The 17764-nt window shown below is 70.6% G+C and carries 21 protein-coding genes and 2 pseudogenes; 11 read left to right on the top strand and 12 right to left on the bottom strand.

The genetic code is table 11. The features are described 5' to 3' along the window. Positions 1 to 98: 98 nt before the first annotated feature. From ADL12_RS01295 to ADL12_RS01285, 3 genes are all read left to right on the top strand, one after another. The gene (locus tag ADL12_RS01295) at positions 99 to 1304 is read left to right on the top strand and encodes an epoxide hydrolase family protein (RefSeq protein WP_062697474.1); all 1206 of its coding nucleotides are present in this window, start codon (positions 99 to 101) and stop codon (positions 1302 to 1304) included. A 111-nt stretch (positions 1305 to 1415) separates the two neighbouring features. Continuing rightward, complete coding sequence (locus tag ADL12_RS01290; RefSeq protein ID WP_062697471.1) at positions 1416 to 2054, top strand: ATP-dependent Clp protease proteolytic subunit; 639 nt, start codon at positions 1416 to 1418, stop codon at positions 2052 to 2054. Position 2055: 1 nt separating this feature from the next. Continuing rightward, positions 2056 to 2658, top strand: coding sequence for a ClpP family protease (locus ADL12_RS01285; RefSeq protein ID WP_062697469.1), 603 nt, complete (start codon positions 2056 to 2058; stop codon positions 2656 to 2658). 15 nt (positions 2659 to 2673) lie between these two features. Here ADL12_RS01285 and ADL12_RS01280 read toward each other — a convergent pair whose 3' ends face one another. The 3 genes from ADL12_RS01280 to ADL12_RS58270 form a co-directional block, all read right to left on the bottom strand. Further along, the gene (locus ADL12_RS01280) at positions 2674 to 3075 is read right to left on the bottom strand and encodes a helix-turn-helix domain-containing protein (RefSeq protein WP_062697575.1); all 402 of its coding nucleotides are present in this window, start codon (positions 3073 to 3075) and stop codon (positions 2674 to 2676) included. Positions 3076 to 3215: 140 nt separating this feature from the next. Further along, the gene (locus ADL12_RS01275) at positions 3216 to 3671 is read right to left on the bottom strand and encodes an ATP-binding protein (protein WP_062697467.1); all 456 of its coding nucleotides are present in this window, start codon (positions 3669 to 3671) and stop codon (positions 3216 to 3218) included. Between the two features lie 99 nt (positions 3672 to 3770). After that, a complete protein-coding gene (locus ADL12_RS58270; RefSeq protein WP_425265054.1) occupies positions 3771 to 4049 on the bottom strand; it encodes a DUF6777 domain-containing protein in 279 nt (92 codons plus the stop codon). Between ADL12_RS58270 and ADL12_RS01270 the strand changes: the two genes are divergently transcribed. Next, on the top strand, positions 3999 to 5300 hold the full coding sequence (locus tag ADL12_RS01270; RefSeq protein ID WP_425265053.1) for a streptophobe family protein: 1302 nt from the start codon (positions 3999 to 4001) through the stop codon (positions 5298 to 5300). The genes ADL12_RS58270 and ADL12_RS01270 overlap by 51 nt on opposite strands. A gap of 104 nt (positions 5301 to 5404) precedes the next feature. On the opposite strand, the pseudogene ADL12_RS58265 reads toward ADL12_RS01270, so the two are convergent. The 3 genes and pseudogenes from ADL12_RS58265 to ADL12_RS01260 all read right to left on the bottom strand — a co-directional run. Further along, a pseudogene (locus ADL12_RS58265) lies at positions 5405 to 5848 on the bottom strand (protein kinase domain-containing protein); the annotation flags it as partial. A gap of 119 nt (positions 5849 to 5967) precedes the next feature. Beyond that, positions 5968 to 6280, bottom strand: a pseudogene (locus tag ADL12_RS58260) (FHA domain-containing protein); the annotation flags it as partial. A 108-nt stretch (positions 6281 to 6388) separates the two neighbouring features. Further along, positions 6389 to 6799, bottom strand: a complete 411-nt coding sequence (locus ADL12_RS01260; RefSeq protein ID WP_062697465.1) for a hypothetical protein — start codon at positions 6797 to 6799, stop codon at positions 6389 to 6391. Between the two features lie 348 nt (positions 6800 to 7147). Here ADL12_RS01260 and ADL12_RS01255 point away from each other — a divergent pair, with 348 nt between their 5' ends. Both ADL12_RS01255 and ADL12_RS01250 read left to right on the top strand, forming a co-directional pair. Continuing rightward, the gene (locus ADL12_RS01255) at positions 7148 to 7549 is read left to right on the top strand and encodes a nuclear transport factor 2 family protein (RefSeq protein ID WP_062697463.1); all 402 of its coding nucleotides are present in this window, start codon (positions 7148 to 7150) and stop codon (positions 7547 to 7549) included. 71 nt (positions 7550 to 7620) lie between these two features. Next, the gene (locus ADL12_RS01250) at positions 7621 to 7908 is read left to right on the top strand and encodes a DUF1905 domain-containing protein (protein WP_062697461.1); all 288 of its coding nucleotides are present in this window, start codon (positions 7621 to 7623) and stop codon (positions 7906 to 7908) included. Here ADL12_RS01250 and mgrA read toward each other — a convergent pair. After that, complete coding sequence (mgrA, locus tag ADL12_RS01245; protein WP_062697459.1) at positions 7898 to 8893, bottom strand: L-glyceraldehyde 3-phosphate reductase; 996 nt, start codon at positions 8891 to 8893, stop codon at positions 7898 to 7900. The genes ADL12_RS01250 and mgrA overlap by 11 nt on opposite strands. Positions 8894 to 9042: 149 nt before the next feature. Between mgrA and ADL12_RS01240 the strand changes: the two genes are divergently transcribed. Next, positions 9043 to 9930, top strand: coding sequence for a LysR family transcriptional regulator (locus ADL12_RS01240; protein ID WP_062697457.1), 888 nt, complete (start codon positions 9043 to 9045; stop codon positions 9928 to 9930). Positions 9931 to 9955: 25 nt separating this feature from the next. Further along, positions 9956 to 10465 carry a mycothiol transferase gene (locus ADL12_RS01235; protein ID WP_159053046.1) on the top strand — a complete coding sequence of 170 codons (510 nt, stop codon included), beginning with the start codon at positions 9956 to 9958 and terminating at the stop codon, positions 10463 to 10465. A gap of 13 nt (positions 10466 to 10478) precedes the next feature. Here the strand turns inward: ADL12_RS01235 and ADL12_RS01230 are convergent, their stop codons facing one another. Then, a complete protein-coding gene (locus tag ADL12_RS01230) occupies positions 10479 to 11549 on the bottom strand; it encodes an adenosine deaminase (RefSeq protein WP_062697453.1) in 1071 nt (356 codons plus the stop codon). Positions 11550 to 11616: 67 nt separating this feature from the next. Continuing rightward, complete coding sequence (locus ADL12_RS01225) at positions 11617 to 12003, bottom strand: VOC family protein (protein ID WP_062697451.1); 387 nt, start codon at positions 12001 to 12003, stop codon at positions 11617 to 11619. Positions 12004 to 12409: 406 nt separating this feature from the next. Between ADL12_RS01225 and ADL12_RS01220 the strand changes: the two genes are divergently transcribed. Then, positions 12410 to 12868, top strand: coding sequence for a pyridoxamine 5'-phosphate oxidase family protein (locus ADL12_RS01220; protein WP_062697450.1), 459 nt, complete (start codon positions 12410 to 12412; stop codon positions 12866 to 12868). Positions 12869 to 12981: 113 nt separating this feature from the next. After that, on the top strand, positions 12982 to 13968 hold the full coding sequence (gene sph / locus ADL12_RS01215; RefSeq protein ID WP_062697448.1) for a sphingomyelin phosphodiesterase: 987 nt from the start codon (positions 12982 to 12984) through the stop codon (positions 13966 to 13968). Between the two features lie 22 nt (positions 13969 to 13990). Here sph and ADL12_RS01210 read toward each other — a convergent pair whose 3' ends face one another. From ADL12_RS01210 to ADL12_RS01200, 3 genes are all read right to left on the bottom strand, one after another. Next, a complete protein-coding gene (locus ADL12_RS01210) occupies positions 13991 to 14896 on the bottom strand; it encodes an aldo/keto reductase (protein WP_062697446.1) in 906 nt (301 codons plus the stop codon). Between the two features lie 48 nt (positions 14897 to 14944). Continuing rightward, positions 14945 to 15655 carry a chitinase gene (locus ADL12_RS01205; RefSeq protein WP_062697445.1) on the bottom strand — a complete coding sequence of 237 codons (711 nt, stop codon included), beginning with the start codon at positions 15653 to 15655 and terminating at the stop codon, positions 14945 to 14947. 199 nt (positions 15656 to 15854) lie between these two features. Next, positions 15855 to 16301, bottom strand: a complete 447-nt coding sequence (locus ADL12_RS01200; protein WP_062697443.1) for a MarR family winged helix-turn-helix transcriptional regulator — start codon at positions 16299 to 16301, stop codon at positions 15855 to 15857. A 170-nt stretch (positions 16302 to 16471) separates the two neighbouring features. On the opposite strand from ADL12_RS01200, the gene ADL12_RS01195 reads away from it, so the two are divergent. Continuing rightward, positions 16472 to 17584 (top strand): substrate-binding domain-containing protein, encoded by a 1113-nt coding sequence (locus ADL12_RS01195; RefSeq protein WP_062697441.1) that lies wholly within the window; start codon positions 16472 to 16474, stop codon positions 17582 to 17584. Positions 17585 to 17764: the final 180 nt, after the last annotated feature.

Raw genomic sequence — 17764 nt, 5'->3', positions numbered from 1 at the left:
TGTCACCTGTGTCGACCGATCCTCGCCCCGGAACTCATCGGTCGCGTGGCCGGTTAATCCAGATGGCCGCTACACCGTTGCGAACTAGCATCCCGGTCATGACGCCTTCGCCCGCCGACAGCGGCATCCGTCCCTTCCGTATCGCCGTCCCCCAGAGCGACCTCGACGATCTCCACCGTCGCCTCGACGCCACCCGGTGGCCCGACGAACTGCCCGGAGTGGGATGGGCGTACGGAGTTCCGTCGGAGTATCTGCGCGAGCTGGTGCGGTACTGGCGGCACGACTACGACTGGCGGGCCGCCGAGGCGCGGCTGAACGAGTGGCCGCAGTTCACGACCGAGATCGACGGCGCGCATGTGCACTTCGCCCATGTCCGCTCCCCCGAGCCCGATGCCACCCCGCTGATCGTCACGCACGGCTGGCCGGGCTCGATCGTCGAGTTCCTCGACATCGTGGGGCCGTTGGCGGATCCCGCGGCGCACGGCGGTGACCCGGCCGACGCCTTCCACGTCGTGCTGCCGAGCATCCCCGGCTTCGGGTTCTCCGGCCCCACCCGCGAGACCGGCTGGGAGGCGCGCCGGATCGCCGACGCATGGGTCGAGCTGATGACACGCCTCGGCTACGAACGATTCGGCGCGCAGGGCGGCGACTGGGGCGCGGGCATCTCCCGCGAGCTGGGCCGCGTCCACCCCGACCGGGTCATCGGCATCCACCTCAACCTGCTGCCCGGCGCCCAGGCGGCCACCGAGCCGACCGCCGAGGAACTGGAGGCGCTGAGCCCGCAGGAGCGGGAGCGCACGCTCACCTCGTGGCGCCGGTGGGCCGCATGGTTCCGCGACGGGACGGGCTACTTCCATGTGCAGTCCACCCGGCCGCAGACCCTGTCGTACGCACTCACGGACTCGCCGGTCGGCCAACTCGCCTGGATCGTCGAGAAGTTCCAGGAGTGGACGGACTCCGAGCGGCTGCCCGAGGAGGCCGTCGACCGGGACCTGATGCTCACGAACGTGATGCTGTACTGGCTGACGGGCACGGCCGGTTCGTCCGCCCGGGTCTACTACGAGCGCGCCCACGCCACGGGCGACCGGGTCGCCGCCCCGCACGAGCCCTCGACCGCGCCGACCGCGGTGGCGTCCTTCCCCGGCGACCCGCAGATCCCGCTGCGTCACAAGGCGGAGCGGACGGAGAACATCGTGCGCTGGACGGAGCTCGACCGGGGCGGGCACTTCGCGGCGATGGAGGAACCGGACCTGCTGGTGGACGACGTACGGGCGTTCTTCCGGCAGCTGCGCGAGAAGGGCTGACCTGACGCCTCTGCCCGTGGCGAATCTGCCACGGGCAGAGAAACATCGTTCCGGCCTCGTCCGCGGTCAAGAGTGGAGTCGACGGCATCCGCGCCACGACGAGGAGAACCGATGACACCACTGACCATGCTCGCTCCGCGGGCGGAGGAGGGCGACACCCCTCCCACCCGCTTCGACGACCAGCTCGCGTCCCAGCTGCTGACGCAGCGCATCGTCCTGCTGGGCACCCAGGTCGACGAGGTCTCCGCGAACCGGGTCTGCGCCCAGCTGCTGATCCTGTCCGCGGAGGACCCGCGCACCGACATCGCCCTGTACATAAACAGCCCCGGCGGCTCGGTGCACGCCGGCCTCGCCATCTACGACACGATGCGGCTGATCCCGAACGACGTCTCGACGCTCGCCATGGGCTTCGCGGCCAGCATGGGCCAGTTCCTGCTGAGCGTCGGCGCCGAGGGCAAGCGGTACGCGCTGCCGAACGCGCGGATCATGATGCACCAGCCGTCGGCGGGGATCGGCGGCACCACCGCGGACATCGAGATCCAGGCGGACAACCTGGAGTTCACCAAGCGGACCATCGAGCGGATCACCGCGGAGCACACCGGCCAGAGTCCGGAGACCATCTCCCGGGACGGGGACCGCGACCGCTGGTTCACGGCCGAGGAGGCCAGGGAGTACGGCATGGTGGACCGGGTGGTGGAGTCCCTCTCGGATGTCCGCCCGGCTTCCTCCCGACGACGGATGGGGCTGTGACATGGGGACCTACACGATTCCGAACGTCGTCGAGCGCACCCCGCAGGGCGAGCGGTCCTACGACGTGTTCAGCCGGCTGCTGTCGGAGCGGATCATCTTCCTCGGCACGGAGATCGACGACGGCGTCGCCAACGTCGTCATCGCGCAACTCCTCCATCTGGAGTCGGCGGCCCCGGAGAACGAGGTCGCGATCTACATCAACTCCCCCGGCGGCTCGTTCACTTCGCTCATGGCGATCTACGACACGATGACGTACGTGCAGGCGCCGATCTCCACGTTCTGCGTGGGCCAGGCGGCGTCCACGGCGGCCGTACTGCTGGCCGGCGGGGACCCGGGCCGGCGGTTCGTGCTGGAACACGCGCGCGTGCTGCTCGGTCAGCCCGCCAGTGGCGGCAGCCGGGGCATGGTGTCCGATCTCGCCCTCCAGGCCAAGGAGATGGTCCGGATCCGCTCGCAGGTCGAGGAGGTGCTGGCCCGGCACACGCACCACGACATCGCGACACTGCGTGCGGACATGGACCGCGACAAGGTGTTCACCGCGCAGGAAGCGGTGGCGTACGGGCTGGCCGACGAGGTGGTGAGCCGGCGCCTCGTGGGGGTCTGAGGCGCCGGCACGACCTCACGCGGCCAGGCACATCCCGTCGTACGGCGAACCGGCCCTGCTGCGGCTGCCACCCGGCACCCGGCGGCTGGTGATCCGGACGAGCTCGCCCTGCGCACGCGACAGCAGGTCGCCGAGGCCGAGCCCCAGGGCGTGGGCGGCGGCCGCGAGGACCTCCGAGGAGGCCTCCTTGCGGCCCCGCTCCACCTCCGAGAGATACGGCATGGAGATCCGGGCCGCGTCGGCCACGTCCTTGAGCGTGCGCTCCTGGGTCAGGCGCTCGCGGCGCAGGACGTCGCCGACCAGGTCGCGCCACAGGGGTTCCTTGGTCTCCCCCTGCTGTGACGGAGCGGCGGCCGGGCGCGCGGCAGGCGGGCGCAGCGGGATGACGCGGGCTTCGTTCAGCGGTTGGTTGCTCACCACGTCAGACTAGATTCCCTGAACCGCGTGGGAAGGGACCAGCGTTCTGCTCTGGGGAGAATCGCCGGGAGGGCAGGTGTCAGCGCGGTCAGGGCCATGGGCCGGCCAACTGCCCCTCCCACGGGCGGAGTTCGTCGGCGTCACTCGTCGGTCAGCCGCAGTACTGCCCGCACCCGCTTGCCGACCGGCACCTTCTCCACGGCGACCTCCTCCGCGAGCGCGTGCACTATCTCCAGGCCGTGCCGGCCGACCCGTTCCGGGTCCTTGGGGTAGCGGCGGGGCATGGCGGAGCTGCTGTCGTACACACTGACCGCCACCGCGTCGTCCGTGCCCTCCAGGTCCAGGATGTACGGGCCGTTGCTGTGCCGGTCGGCGTTGGTGACCAGTTCGCTGACCACCAGGAGCACCTTGTCCTCGGCGGGCGCGCCGATCGTGGCGCACCACTCGGTCCTGAGCCGGCCCAGGAACAGCGCGGCGAAGGACCGCGCCTCGGCGATGCATCCCGGTTCACCGCTGTAGTGTGCCGCCCGCCGAAGCGGTTCCACGGGCACGTCGAAACCAGTCGGAATCACTGCCCCGTCCACGTGCTCGATCATGCGTTTCTCTCTCGGAAGCCGGACCTGGCCGGACGCTGCTGCACCAGTCCTCGTACCCAGAGCGGAGCCGCGCAGTCTCCATGCAGGTGGCGCTGTACGTCACAGCCACGGCGACGCCGTCGCCCCGGCGCTGGACGCCGGCTGTGACGTCGTGGTCGTGTCCCCCGTCCGCTTGAACGTGCCCTGCTGGGCGACCGGAGCGGTCAGCGGGTTGCCGCAGGCGCAGCGCATCCGAGGTACTCCGCGGGCGTCGACCGTGTCACGCGCCGCCCGCAAGCCGACGCGGACGGACCTCCCGGCGGGCGCGCCGCGGCGGGGCTGCTTAGCGTGGGCCGGGTGAGCGTGCTGACCCCCAATCGTCCGGTCGTGGCAGGGCATGGCTGGGTGCAGGCCCTCGCCGCGGTGGTGGCCGGGCTGGTCTCGATGGGGGTGGTCGCCTCGCTGGGGCTGTGGGCGGCCGGGGCCGCGGAGCTCCCGGACAACGCCTTCCCGCGGGTCGTCGCCGCGACCGTGGTCACGGCGGTCGGCGGCACGGTCGAGGTGTCCGGGGACGCCGGCGGGCTGGCCGAGTCCGACGCCGGGCTGACCGTGATCCCGCTGTCCGTCACGCTCGCCGGAGCCCTCGTCCTGGCCGCCGGTTTCCTGCGGCCGCTGCGGCATCGGGCGGTCGCGGGCGCCGGGGAGCTGGCCGGATGGGCCGCCAGGATCGCCGTACTGTGGCTGGTCGGGCTGCTGGCGCTGGCCTACGCGGCCCGCCAGACCTTCTCCCTCTCCCTCGGCGACCTCGGAGAGGACGCGCTCGGCGACCTCGGAGACCTGTTCGGCATCTCACCGGAGGTCGGCTTCACCACGGACGTCCCGGCGACCGTGTTCTTCGGCCTGCTGTGGCTGGCGGGCGTGCTGGTGCTGGCCCTGCTGGTCTCGCGCGGAGCTCCGCTGCCGGGGCGGCTGCTGCGCTTCCAGGAGTCGGTGCGGCCGGCCGCGTACGCCATGGTGGTGCTGCTGCTCGCATGGGTCGCGCTGGGTGTCGTCATCGGCCTGGTCGTCGCGGCGACCCGCGGGCACGCGGCCGAGACGCTCGCGGTGATCCTGCTCGGGATGCCGAACCTGGTGTGGCTCGCCCTCACGATCGGGCTCGGCGCCACCTGGAACGGCCGGGTGGAGGGGCCGTTCGGGCTGCCCATGCCGCATGTCCTCGACGAGGTGCTGCGCGGCCAGGAGGTCGCCGAGCTGAATCTCGGCACGCTCGCCGAGCACGACGGCAGGGTGTGGTGGCTGGTCGCCGTCGACGCGGTACTGCTACTGGCCGTCGCGTTCGTGATGGCCCAGCGTTCACCCGCCCGGATGCGCGCCTGGCAGCACGCCGTCCACCTGGCGGTCGCTCTCGCGCTCACGGTCCTGATGATCTGCCTCGTCGGCCGAATCTCCGCGCACTACGGCCTGTCGGTCCTGGGCATCGGCGACCTGGGCGGGGATCTGGGCGGTGAGCTGTTCCTCAGACCCGAGGTGTGGACCGCGTTCGGCCTGGCGCTGCTGTGGGGACTGGTCGCCGGGTTCCTCGGCGGGCTGCTGGCACGACGGGTGCGGCACAGGGGCGAGATCGCGGCACCCAACAGGCGGGGCGAGTGACGCGCGGCCTCGCCTTCACCACCCGAAGACCGGCTCGGCCCAACGGGGCGGTCACTTCGGCACATCCCTCGCGGATCCGTCCCGAAGGGGGCGGCCGCGGCGCCCTACGACCTTGAAGTCCACCTCCGTCGGCGCATGCCCCCCCGGGCGGAGCGCAGACCGGCGACGAAGGCGAGGCAGGAGTCGTGGCGGGCGTCGGGGTTCTTGGCCAGGGCCGTGGCGAACACGGGGTCGACGGACGGGGCGAGGTCCGAGCGCGCGTCGGTCAGGGGCGGCGGCTCGTCGTACTGGTGGGCCTGCAGCAGGGCCATGTCGTAGTCGCGGCAGAACGGCGGGCGGCCGGCCAGGCACTCGTAGAGCACGCAGGCGAATCCGTAGACGTCGCAGCGCGCGTCGACCGGCCTGCCCGAGATCTGCTCGGGGGCGACGAAGTCGAGCGTGCCGACGAACTGGCCGACGGTCGTGAAGCCGGTCAGGGACAGCGGCTTCTTCGTCAGGCCGAAGCCGGTGTGGTAGACGTGCTCGGGGTGGTCGCTGTCGGTGCCGCGCGCGACGAGGATGCTGCCGGGTTTCACGTCCCGGTGGACCAGCCCTTGCTCGTGCGCCGCGCCTGGGGCGGAGGCGACGTGTGCGGGCCCCGGCGGTCGAGGAGATGGCGCAGGTCGCGGTCCAGCAGCACCGCGCGGGGGCCGTCGGACGGGTTGCCGAAGCGGATGACGGTGCCAGGCCGACGCCCGCTCGCGGATGCGGCGACCTTCGGTGTAGGTGCCGTTCGTGCTGTTGTTGTCCTCGAGGGTCCAGTGGTCGGCCTCGGGTCGCAGCACCGCGTGGTGCCAGGAGACGCGGGACTCGTCGATGACCATGTCGCTGAGCGGGTTGCGTCCGACGTAGCAGTCACGGACCGGGATCATCACAGTCGAGCCCGACTCGGTCTCCAGGACGAGTACGGGCGCAGTCCGTGCGACCGAACACTCCGCCATGCCGAGGTTCTATCGATACACCCACATGTGCTCCCGACTGCACCATATGCCCCAGCCTTCGCCCGGGACGGAGATCAACCGGGACAGCGACCACTCGGGACATCGGGCTCACGCGATGGACACGAACAACGCCGGGATCGTCCGCTGCATGCGCAGCGCGTCCACCGACTCGGCGAGCAGTTCGTACTCGGTGGTGTCGTCGCTCACCGCGAGCCTGACCAGTCGCCCGGCCGCCAACTCGTCGGCGACCAGCTCCTGTTGACCGACGTCGCCGCACCAGGTGCGCAGTACGGCCGGCACGTCGGGCACGGTGCCGGCGACCGGGACGAGCGCGCCCGGCGGGAAGTGCTCGGCGTCGGGTTGCGGGTCTAATCGCTCGGCGATCCAGGAAGCCCGGTCGCGTAACCACCACAGGGCGAGGGCCAGGGTGGGTGCCCGGTAGGTTCCCAGGGGTACACCGATGCGCCGTCCGCCGCAGACGCCGTATGCGGTGACATGGCACAGGAACTCGTCGTGCACGTAGCCTCCCCCGTGTTGCCGTGTTCGCCTCTCGGCGGACCTCGCTTTCCGTGCGGCTCGTGAGCGGTGTGTAAGGGCGCCGTCGCCCCATGTGAGGCACCCTCGTAGTCGAGTATGTTCACTACTGAAACACTGTCACCACGACTTTCCGGCCAGTCTCCTGGCATATTCACAGCCGGTGTTGGCCGAAATACGGCGGGTACACGTCAACCTCGGGCAATGGCCGCTGCATTACCTCGGGAGTAATCGAGCTTTCCGCACAGGGCGGGCATGGTTGCGTTACCGGGTCACCGCGACCGGGATCCCGGTTCCGACCAGCAGTGACGACCTCGTTGGAGGCTGATCGCCATGCCCGCATCCACCGACCGCCACGACCTCGCCGTCGCCCGCTACCTCGAGGCCTGGAACGCCCGCGAGCCCGGCGAGCGGGCCCGGGCGGTAGCCGTCGCGTGGGCCCCGCAGGGCGGCTACACCGACCCTCTCGCCGACGTCCGCGGACACGAGGGGATCACGGCCGTCGTCGCGGCGGCGCAAGCGCGCTTCCCGGGCTTCGTCTTCCGGCTCACCGGCGCCGTCGACGGCCACCACGACACGGCGCGCTTCTCCTGGGAACTGGTGCGGGAGGCTGGGGGCACCCCCTCTGGGGAAGGATCGGCGCCGGTGGCCGGGTCCGATGTGATCACACTGGACGCCGAGGGACGGATCATGTCCGTCCTGGGATTCCTCGACCGGGTGCCCGCTGAGGCGTGAGCGATGAGTTCCGTGCCTCGCGGCGGTCTGCCCCATGAAAGCCACAAAGACCACCGCGAACGGAGAACACCATGACCACGAGCGGGAAAGTGGACGCGGAATTCACCGCCGTCCTGCTCAAGAGCCCCAGCAAGGGCGGCTGGACCTATGTGGTCTGGCCGGAGTCCGCCGACTTCTTCGGTACCCGCGGCCTGGTCAAGATCCGCGGGACCGTCGACGGACATCCGTTCCAGAGTTCGTTCATGGCTCTCGGCGACGGCACCCACAAGCTCCCCGTCAAGGCCGAGGTGCGCAAGGCCATCGGGAAGCAGGAGGGCGACTCCGTCACCGTTCACCTGACGGAACGGCTCAGCCCTTGATCACCGCGTCGATCCGGGCCAGTTCCTCCGCGTCGAAGTCCAGGTTGCGGGCGGCCGCGACGCTGTCCTCGATCTGCTGCGCACTGCTCGCGCCGACGAGCGCCGAGGTCACCCGGCCGCCGCGCAGGACCCAGGCCAGCGCCATCTGGGCCAGGGTCTGACCGCGGGACTTGGCGATGTCGTTGAGGGCGCGCAGCTGACCCACCAGCTCCTCGGTGAGCCGGTCCGAGTTCAGGAACGGGCTGTCGCTCGCGGCCCGCGAGCCCTCCGGAATGCCGTCGAAGTAGCGGGCGGTCAGCACGCCCTGCTCCAGCGGGGAGAAGACGATGGAGCCGACCTGGAGTTCGTCCAGCGCGTCGAGGAGGCCCTCGTCCTCGGGGCGGCGGTCCAGCATCGAGTAGCGAGGCTGGTGGATGAGGAGTGGGGTGCCCAGCTCGCCGAGGATGCGGGCGGCCTCCCGGGTCTGCTCGGCCGAGTAGTTGGAGACGCCGACGTACAGCGCCTTGCCCTGCTGCACCGCCGAGTGCAGGGCGCCCATCGTCTCCTCCAGCGGAGTGTCCGGGTCGGGGCGGTGCGAGTAGAAGATGTCGACGTAGTCCAGGCCCATCCGCGTAAGGCTCTGGTCGAGCGACGACAGCAGGTACTTGCGCGAGCCCCACTCGCCGTAGGGGCCGGGCCACATCAGATAGCCGGCCTTGGTGGAGATGATCAGCTCGTCCCGGTACGGCGCGAAGTCCGTCTTCAGCGCCTCACCGAAGGCCGACTCGGCGGACCCGGGCGGCGGACCGTAGTTGTTGGCCAGGTCGAAGTGGGTGACGCCGAGGTCGAAGGCGCGGCGCAGGATGGCCCGCTGCGTCTCGACCGTACGGTCCGCCGGACCGAAGTTGTGCCACAGGCCGAGCGAGATCGCAGGGAGCTTGAGGCCGCTGCGTCCGGTGCGCCGGTAGGGCATGTCCGCGTAGCGGTCGGTGTGTGCGGTGTACAACGCGACTCCAGAGGGGTTGGCACACGTGAGGACGGTTCCGCAGAACCGGTGGGCGACCGGTATCCCAGTCGGCGTCCACTCTGTCGTGACCTGCGGGCAGTGGTCCAACAGGTAAATCCGATGGGATTCAGCGGTTACGCTGCTCAATCATGGAACTGCGCCATCTCCAGCACTTCGTCGCGGTCGCCGAGGACCAGCACTTCACCCGGGCGGCCGAACGCCTGATGGTGTCCCAGTCGGGCCTGTCGGCCTCGATCCGGGCACTGGAACGGGAGTTGCAGACGCCGCTGTTCGTGCGGACGACCCGACGGGTGACGCTCACCCCGGCCGGGCGGGCGCTGCTGGGCGAGGCGGAGCGGATCCTGGCGCAGGTGCGGGCTGCCCATGAGGCGGTGGCCGCGGTGCAGGGCGTGCTGCGTGGGATGCTGGCGCTCGGGTCCGAGCAGTGCATCGCCGGGGTGCATGTGGCGGGGCTGCTCGCGGCCTTCCGGCGGCAGCATCCGGACGTGGAGATCTGCCTGCGCCAGGCGGGTTCGGGGGCGCTCGCGGAGGAGGTCGCGGCCGGGCGCCTCGACATGGCCTTCGCCGTACGGGCCGCGCAGGAGGACACCGACCAGCTGCGGGTCGTACCGCTGACCGGCGAACCGATGACCGTCCTGTGCCATCCGAGCCACCGGCTCGCGGCCGCCGGGGCTGCGGTCACTCCGGAGGAGCTGGGTGGCGAGGTCTTCGTCGACTTCCACCCGGACTGGGGGCCGCGCCGCACCACCGACGCGGTCTTCGCCGCCGCCGGCGTACGCCGGAGCGTCTCCCTGGAGGTCAATGACGTGCACAGCCTCCTGGACCTGGTGGACGAGGACCTCGGCGTCGCCGTCGTACCGCGCCACTTCCGGCACAAGCGGCGGTCGCTGACCGCGCTGCCCGTGAAGGTCGCCGACGACAACGTCTACGAGACGGTCGCCCTGCTGCCGCCGCCGCAGGCCACGAGCCCGGCGGCCCGGGCGCTGATGGCGCTGCTGGAGACGGAAGGCGCATGACGGCCGGTTGCGCGATGGTGGAGCCATGCATGCCAAGGACATCCTCATCGACGGATACAACCGCATCCAGGAAGAAGTCCATGCCGCCGTCGAGGGCCTCGACCCCGACGACCTGCACGCCCGCCCCTCCCCCGACGCCAACTCCATCGCCTGGCTGATCTGGCATCTCACCCGCGTCCAGGACGACCACATCGCCGACGCCTTCGAGCTCGACCAGGTGTGGCTGACGCAGGACTTCCAGAAGACCTTCGGGCTGGACCTGCCCCGCCATGACACCGGGTACGGGCACACCGCCGCGAAGGTCGCCAAGGTGCGGGTCGACTCCGGTGACCTGCTGACCCGCTACTACGACGCCGTGCACGCCCAGACCCTCGGGGCGCTGCGCGAGGTGGCCGCCAAGGATCTGGAGCGCATCGTGGACGAGCGCTGGGATCCGCCGGTCACTCTGGGCGTACGGCTGGTCAGCGTCCTGTCCGACGATCTGCAGCACGCCGGACAGGCCGCCTACCTCCGCGGGCTGCTGAAGAGCTCCTAGCCCGCGAGCCGCTTCACAGCGCGGCGGCGTACCCCGGCAGGACGACGTCCTCGATGAGGGCCTTGCGCTCGTCGAACGGGATGAACGCGCTCTTCACGGCGTTCACCGTGACCGTGCGCAGGCCCTCCACCGTCCAGCCGGCCTCCTCGACCAGCAGGGACATCTCGCGTGTCATCGTCGTCCCCGACACCAGACGGTTGTCGGTGTTGAGGGTGACGCGGAAGCCGAGGTCCTTGAGCGCGGTGATCGGGTGCTCGGCGATGGAGGTGGCGGCACCGGTCTGGAGGTTGGAGGTGGGGCACATCTCCAGCGCGACACGGCGGTCGCGCACCCAGCCGGCCAGACGGCCGAGCTTGCCGTCCACTATGTCGTCGGTGATGCGCACGCCGTGACCGATGCGCTGGGCGCCGCACACCTGGAGGGCCTGGTGGATGCTGGGCAGGCCGTGCGCCTCACCGGCATGGATGGTGAACGGGACGCTCTCTCGGCGCAGGTGCTCGAAGGCGTCGAGGTGGTCGGCGGGCGGGAAGCCGTCCTCGGCACCGGCGATGTCGAAGCCCACCACACCCGCGTCCCGGAAGGCCACGGCCAGGTCGGCGGCCTCACGCACCCGGTCGAACATCCGCATCCCGCACAGCAGGGTGCCGACGCGCACCGGAGTACCGGCGGCCGCGGCCTTCGCCATACCGGCGGCGAGGCCCTCCTGGACGGTCTCGACGACCTCGGCGAGGGTCAGCCCGCCGTTGGTGTTCAGCTCGGGGGCGTAACGCACCTCGCCGTACACGACACCGTCGGCGGCCAGGTCGAGGACGTACTCCTCGGCAGTGCGCAGCAGTCCCTCGCGGGTCTGCATCACGGCGAGGGTGTGCTCGAAGGTCGCGATGTAGCGGACCAGGTCGCCGGAGTTGGCGGCCTCGTAGTACCAGGCGGCGAGCTCGTCCGGGTCGGTGGTGGGCAGGGTGTGGCCGACCGCCTCCGCGAGCTCCACCACGGTGGCGGGGCGCAGGCCGCCGTCGAGGTGGTCGTGCAGGACGGCCTTGGGGAGGCGGCGGATCACTTCGGGGTCTACGCGCGTAGTAGTCATGGCGGGTCTTTCCTTGAGCCTTGAGCGGGGTGGTGTCGGAGCGGCGGGAGAAGGAGCGGGAGGCGGGTCAGCCGGCGGGCTGGAGCAGGTCCCAGCGATTGCCGTAGAGGTCCTGGAAGACGGCGACGGAGCCGTACGGCTCGTGCCGCGGTTCCTCCAGGAAGGTCACGCCCGCGGCGAGCATGCGGGCGTGGTCGCGGGTGAAGTCGTCGGTGTACAGGAAGAACCCGACGCGCCCGCCGGTCTGGTCACCGATCCGGGCGCGCTGCTGGTCGCCCTTGGCCCGGGCCAGCAGCAGACCGGTCCCCTCGCCGCCGGGCTGGACGACGACCCAGCGGGAGCCGTCCGGGCGCGGGGTGTCCTCGACGAGCCGGAAGCCGAGGGCTTCGGTGTAGTGGCGGATCGCCTCGTCGTAGTCGTCGACGACGAGGGTGACCAGGGCGATGCGTCTCATCGGGGCCTTCCGGGAGGTTCGATTGACGGGAGAGGTTATACGTAAAACTTGACGGACGCCAGTCGCCCGCGGAATGGAGGCACAGTCGCCGAGCGACGGACGCCCGGTTGCCCCGTGGACCTAGGCCCTGTCGTCAAATTCCCGTCGTCCGCCCGAAGGGCGGGCCGCGCGGCGTCAGGTGCGTGCTCTCGGCGTGCCGGGCGCAGACCCTCGTACTGGTTTGTACGTGGGTCTGCGCCCGGTGCGGCGAGTGGGGGCACCTCCCACGCCCTTAAGGCAGTGGGGGAGCGTGCATGGCGTTGCGCGGCAGGCGGGAATTTGACGACAGGGCCTAGGGCTCAGGCCCGAACCGAGTCGGGCCCCGGGCCCGATCCGCACCGCCCAGTCCCCCGGTACCGTCCCGGCCATGACGATCACCGAGCCGCCCCGCGACCCTTCGCAGCGCAAGCGCGATCTCCTGGCCCGGCTGGCGAAGGAGATGGACGTCTGGGTGGCCACGGCCGACACCGACGGGCTGCCCTGCCTGGTCCCGCTCTGGTTCGTGTACGACGGCGAGTCCCTGTGGCTCGCGACGCGGCTGAGCACTCCGACGGGCCGGAACCTGCGCGACGGCGGCCGGACCCGGCTGGCGCTCGGGGACACGCTCGACGTCGTTCTCATCGAAGGCGACGCCGAGATGTATGCCGCCGACGAGGTGCCGGCCCCGGCGGCCGAGGCGTTCCTCGCGAAGACGGGATGGGACCCCCGGGCGGACAGCCTGCCGTACGTCTACTTCCGCGTGCGTCCGCGCACGGTCCAGGTGCGGAACGGGGAGCACGAGATGCGCGGCCGGTTCCTCATGCGGGACGGGGTGTGGAGGGTCTGACCCGGGCGTACCGCCGCCCGACATTCTTTTCCCGCACGGGTGTTACCTGGGAGTAATCGCCGGTGGTTTGATGTGCGGCGCCACTCAGCCCCCCTCACCCTCAGGGAGATCCAGTGACGCTCTTCGCACCGCGCCGCACCCCGGGCGCAGCCGTGCTCGCCCTCGCGCTCGCCACCACCGGCCTCGCGGCCACCGCCCCCACCGCGACGGCCGCCGACCAGGCCCCGCCATTGCGGGTGCTGTCGTACAACGTCTTCCTGTTCAGCAAGACCCTTTACCCGAACTGGGGCCAGGACCACCGGGCCGCGGAGATCGCGAAGGCGTCGTTCTTCCGTGGGAACGACGTCGTGGTGGTGCAGGAGGCCTTCGACAACTCCTCGTCCGACGCGCTGAAGTCAGCGGTGGCGGGGGTGTATCCGTACCAGACGCCGGTGGTGGGGCGGAGCAAGGACGGCTGGGACGCGACGGGCGGGGCGTACTCGGCGACGACGCCCGAGGACGGCGGGGTCGCGATCCTCAGCAAGTGGCCGGTGCTGCGCAAGGAGCAGTACGTGTTCAAGGACGCGTGCGGGGCGGACTGGTGGTCCAACAAGGGCTTCGCGTATGTGGTGTTGAACGTGAACGGTGCCAAGGTGCACGTCGTCGGCACGCACGCCCAGTCGACCGACCCGGGCTGCGACGCCGGTGAGGCCGCCGCGATGCGCAGCCGGCAGTTCAGGGCGATCGACGCGTTCCTGGACGCCAAGAACATCCCCGCGGGTGAACAGGTCCTGGTCGCCGGGGACTTGAACGTCGACTCGCGCACCGCCGAGTACGCCTCGATGCTCACCGACGGCGGTCTGGTCGGGGCCGATGCGCGCGCCGGGCACCCGTACTCCTTCGACACGCAGGACAACTCCATCGCCCGCGACCGCTACCCCGACGACCCGCGCGAGGACCTGGACTACGTCCTGCACCGCGCGGGTCACGCCCGTCCCACGGTCTGGAAGAACGAGGTCGTCAAGGAGCAGAGCGCGCCCTGGACGGTGACGAGCTGGGGCACCGACTACACGTACACGAACCTCTCGGACCACTATCCGGTGACCGGGTACACGGGCTGAGCGGTGACCCGGTGGCTCCGGCTCAACCGGTCTGCTGCCGCGCCGAGTTGAGCCGGGCCAGCTCGTCGTCGGTGAGGCGGAGGGCGCCCGCGGCCACGTTCTCGACCAGGTGGTCGGGGTTGCCGGTGCCGGGGATGGCGAGGACGTGCGGGCCCTGGTGCAGGGTCCAGGCGATGCGTACCTGGGCGGGGCTCGCGCCGTGCGCCCGCGCCACGGCGAGTACCTCGTCGTCGTGGGCGGTGGTCGCGCCCTGCTCCCCGGTGTCGCCGGCCACGGCGTAGAACGGCACGAAGGCGATGCCCTGCTCGCCGCACAGGCGCAGGAGTTCGTCGGCCTCGGGGTCGGGCCGGTCGAGCGCGTACCGGTTCTGCACGCACACCACGGGCGCGATGGCCCGGGCCTCGGCGAGGTGTCGCGGTTCCACGGCGGAGATGCCGAGGTGCCGGATCAGCCCCGCCTCGCGCAGCTCGGCCAGCGCGCCGAAGTGCTCGGCGATGGAGTCCTGCCGCATGCGGCGCAGGTATACGACGTCCAGGTGGTCGCGGCCCAGCTGGCGCAGGTTCTCCTCGACGTGGCCGCGCAGTTGGTCGGGGCGGGACGAGGTGCCCCACTGCCCGTCGTAGTCGCGGTGGGGACCGACCTTCGTGGCGATGACCAGGTGGTCGGGGTACGGCGCCAGCGCGCTGTTGATCAGTTCGTTGGCCGAGCGGAGGGCGGAGAAGTAGAAGGCGGCCGTGTCGATGTGGGTGACGCCGAGCTCGACCGCCTTGCGCAGCACGGCGATCGAGCGGTTCCGGTCGCTCGGCGTCCCGTGGTGGAAGGCGGCACTGCCCGTGAGCCGCATCGCGCCGAAGCCGACGCGGCTCACGGACAGGGCGCCGAGTTTCCAGGTGCCCGCGGCGTCCGCGGTGATCGTTTCGGAGGTCATCGGCGGAGTCTCGCACACACCTCGGGCACGTCTCGGGCACCGGGGGCATCAGCAGTACAGGTTGCCGCCCGGGGAGACGCCGAGAATCTGCGTGAACCGCTGGTAGGCGTCGACGCGGCTCTGTACCTGTGCCGGGTTCTTGCCGTCGCACTCCAGGGAGCCGTTGATGCTGCGGATGGTCTGGCCGAAGCCGGCCTGGTTGACCATGGCGTTGTGGGGGGTCATGGTGCCGGGACCGCTCTGGGTGTTCCAGTACCACAGGCCGGTCTTCCAGGCCACGGCCGCCTCGTTCTGCACCCGCCAGGGGTTGCCCAGCAGGTCGATGCCGAGGGCGTCACCGGCCGCCTTGTAGTTGAAGTTCCAGCTGAGCTGGATGGGGCCGCGTCCGTAGTAGGCGGCCTGGCCCGCGGGGCAGCCGTACGGCCGGCTCCAGTCGCAGTAGTGGGGGTAGTTGGCCTGGTTCTGCTCGACGATGTGGACCAGGCCGCCGGTCTCGTGGTTGACGTTGGCGAGGAACGCGGCCGCCTCCTGCTTCTTCACCGTGTCGCTGCCGGTGTTGGCGAAGCCGGGGTAGGCGCTGAGGGCGGCGGTGAGGCCGCTGTACGTGTAGAACGAATTCCGGTTCGGGAACATCTGGTTGAACTGCGACTCGCTGACGACGAAGCCGGCGGCGGACGCGCTCGGGACCGGCTGGAGCAGCAGTGCGGCGCTGCCCAGGGCGAGTGAGGACAGCAGTGCGGCTATGCGGCGCCTCGACACAGGATCAACTCCTTTGCGGAGCACGGCCGCACCCGGACAAGGGCAGGGCGAAGCAGGGCCTTGTGCGCACGCGCCGACAAGGTCGGCCACGGCGTGGGGGCGGCCGTGGTGGGGGGTGTGAGGACACACTCAACCGCTTTGGTCTGTACCAGTCAATGGTTCAGACCAAGCAACCTGAAAGTCGGCTGGGGAGTCGACGTCAGGTGGCGCTCTGCGTCGCCGCTTGCTCCAGGGTGTCGACCAGTCGCTCCAGCAGGCCACGCAGCAGGTCCTCGTCGCCCTCGCTCAGCACCGGCAGGCTCGCGCGGACCTCGCGGCTGATCCGCCGCCAGTAGGTCTCGCCGCGCGGGGTGAGGTGGGCGAGGATGCGGCGCCGGTCGAGCGGATCGACGCGGCGGTACACGAGGTTCTGGTCGACGAGGTGGTCGACCAGCTTGGTGAGCGTCGCCGGCGGCAGGAAGGCCGCTTCGGCCACCGCTGTCATGTAGTGGCCCTCGCCGTCGGAGAGCAGGGAGAGCACCCGCCAGGCGTCGAGCGAGCAGCCGTCCGCGTCGAGCACGCTCTGCAACCGGCGCGCGGCCAGTCGTTCGGCACGCGTCAACAGCTGCGTCAGATCCTGGGGCTGACGCGGAGGTGGGGTAGGCATCCTGCTCCCTCGGTCCCGGGGTGCCGTCAATCGTACAAGCGCCGCTTCACCACATGGGGCGGCCACATCGTCCACGTCCCCACAAACGGTCGTCGACGCCCACCACTTCCACACCGCCCGGCCCACGAGACGGACTGGAGTTCACCGAGCGGACCCGGAATCATGACCGCATGTTCCAGCTCGACCCCCATCCGCTCGACTGGTTCACCGTCGACGACTCCGTGCTCAGCGTCGCTCTCGTGTTCCCCATGCAGGGCGCCGCGGGCATCTTCGGCCCGACCTGCGAGCTGTGCGCACAGCTCGCCGCCCACGAGGTCAATCACGCGGGCGGCGTGCTCGGCAAGGAGCTGCGGCTGCTGCCGGTGGACGGCGGCGCCGAGCCCCGTGAGATCGCCGACCGGGTCGAGGCACTGGTGGAGCTGGGCGTCGTGCAGGGCGTCACCGGCTGGCACATCTCCTCGGTGCGCCAGGCACTGGCGCCGCGCATCGCGCACCGGGTGCCGTATGTGTACACGGCCCTGTACGAGGGCGGGGAGCACACCACGGGCGTCTTCCTGACCAGTGAGACACCGGACGACCAACTGCGGCCCGCGATGCGCCTGTTGGCGGGCGAGCGCAAGGTGCGGCGGTGGTTCGTCGTCGGCAACGACTATGTGTGGCCGCGCCGGACCGCACGGGCCGCGCGCACCTATGCGCACGAGTCGGGGGGCGGCATCTGCGGACAGGCGTATCTGCCGCTGGGCACCCATGACTTCGACGGGGTGCTGCGGCGCATCGAGCAGTCGGAGGCCGACGCCGTCCTGATGCTCCTGGTGGGCAACGACGCCGTCCGCTTCAACCGGGCGTTCGCCGCCGTCGGCCTGGACCAGCGGTGCCTGCGCCTGAGCACGCTCATGGACGAGAACATGCTGATGGCCAGCGGCCCCACGGCGACCGCCGGCCTCTACAGCACCGCCGGGTTCTTCGCCTCGCTCGCCAACCAGGACACCCTCGACTTCCACGGCCGGTACGCCGGGCGGTACGGCATCGAGGCGCCGGCACCCGGGAGTCTCGGCGAATCGTGTTACGAGGGCGTGCTGTTGCTCGCCGCACTCATCGCCCGGGCCAGGACGCTGGACGTGGCGGCGATCGGCGCGAGCGCCGAGTCGGTGTCGTACGAAGGGCCGCGCGGATTGCTGCGGCTCAGGGACAGCCACGTCCAGCAGCGGATCTACCTCGCGCAGGCGGACGGCGTGGACTTCGACGTGCTCACTCAGCTCGACCTCGACGGCGCTCACCCTTGACATGCACCTCACCACACGCAGATACTTCCCACAGGAAGTATCTAGAATGCCTCGGGCGAACTGTGAATTCCGGTGCGGAATTCGACCCGGGGCTTTTTTGTTTCCCGTTTCGTTGCCTGCGGCGAGCCGGAAGATACAGCTGGGAAAGTAACTCGAAACACCTTGGAAACAGGGTGACTT

The organism is Streptomyces regalis (assembly GCF_001509475.1).
GTDB lineage: Bacteria > Actinomycetota > Actinomycetes > Streptomycetales > Streptomycetaceae > Streptomyces > Streptomyces regalis.
Note: the sequence above shows the minus strand (reverse complement) of the source record. Positions and strands in the feature narration are given on the sequence as shown.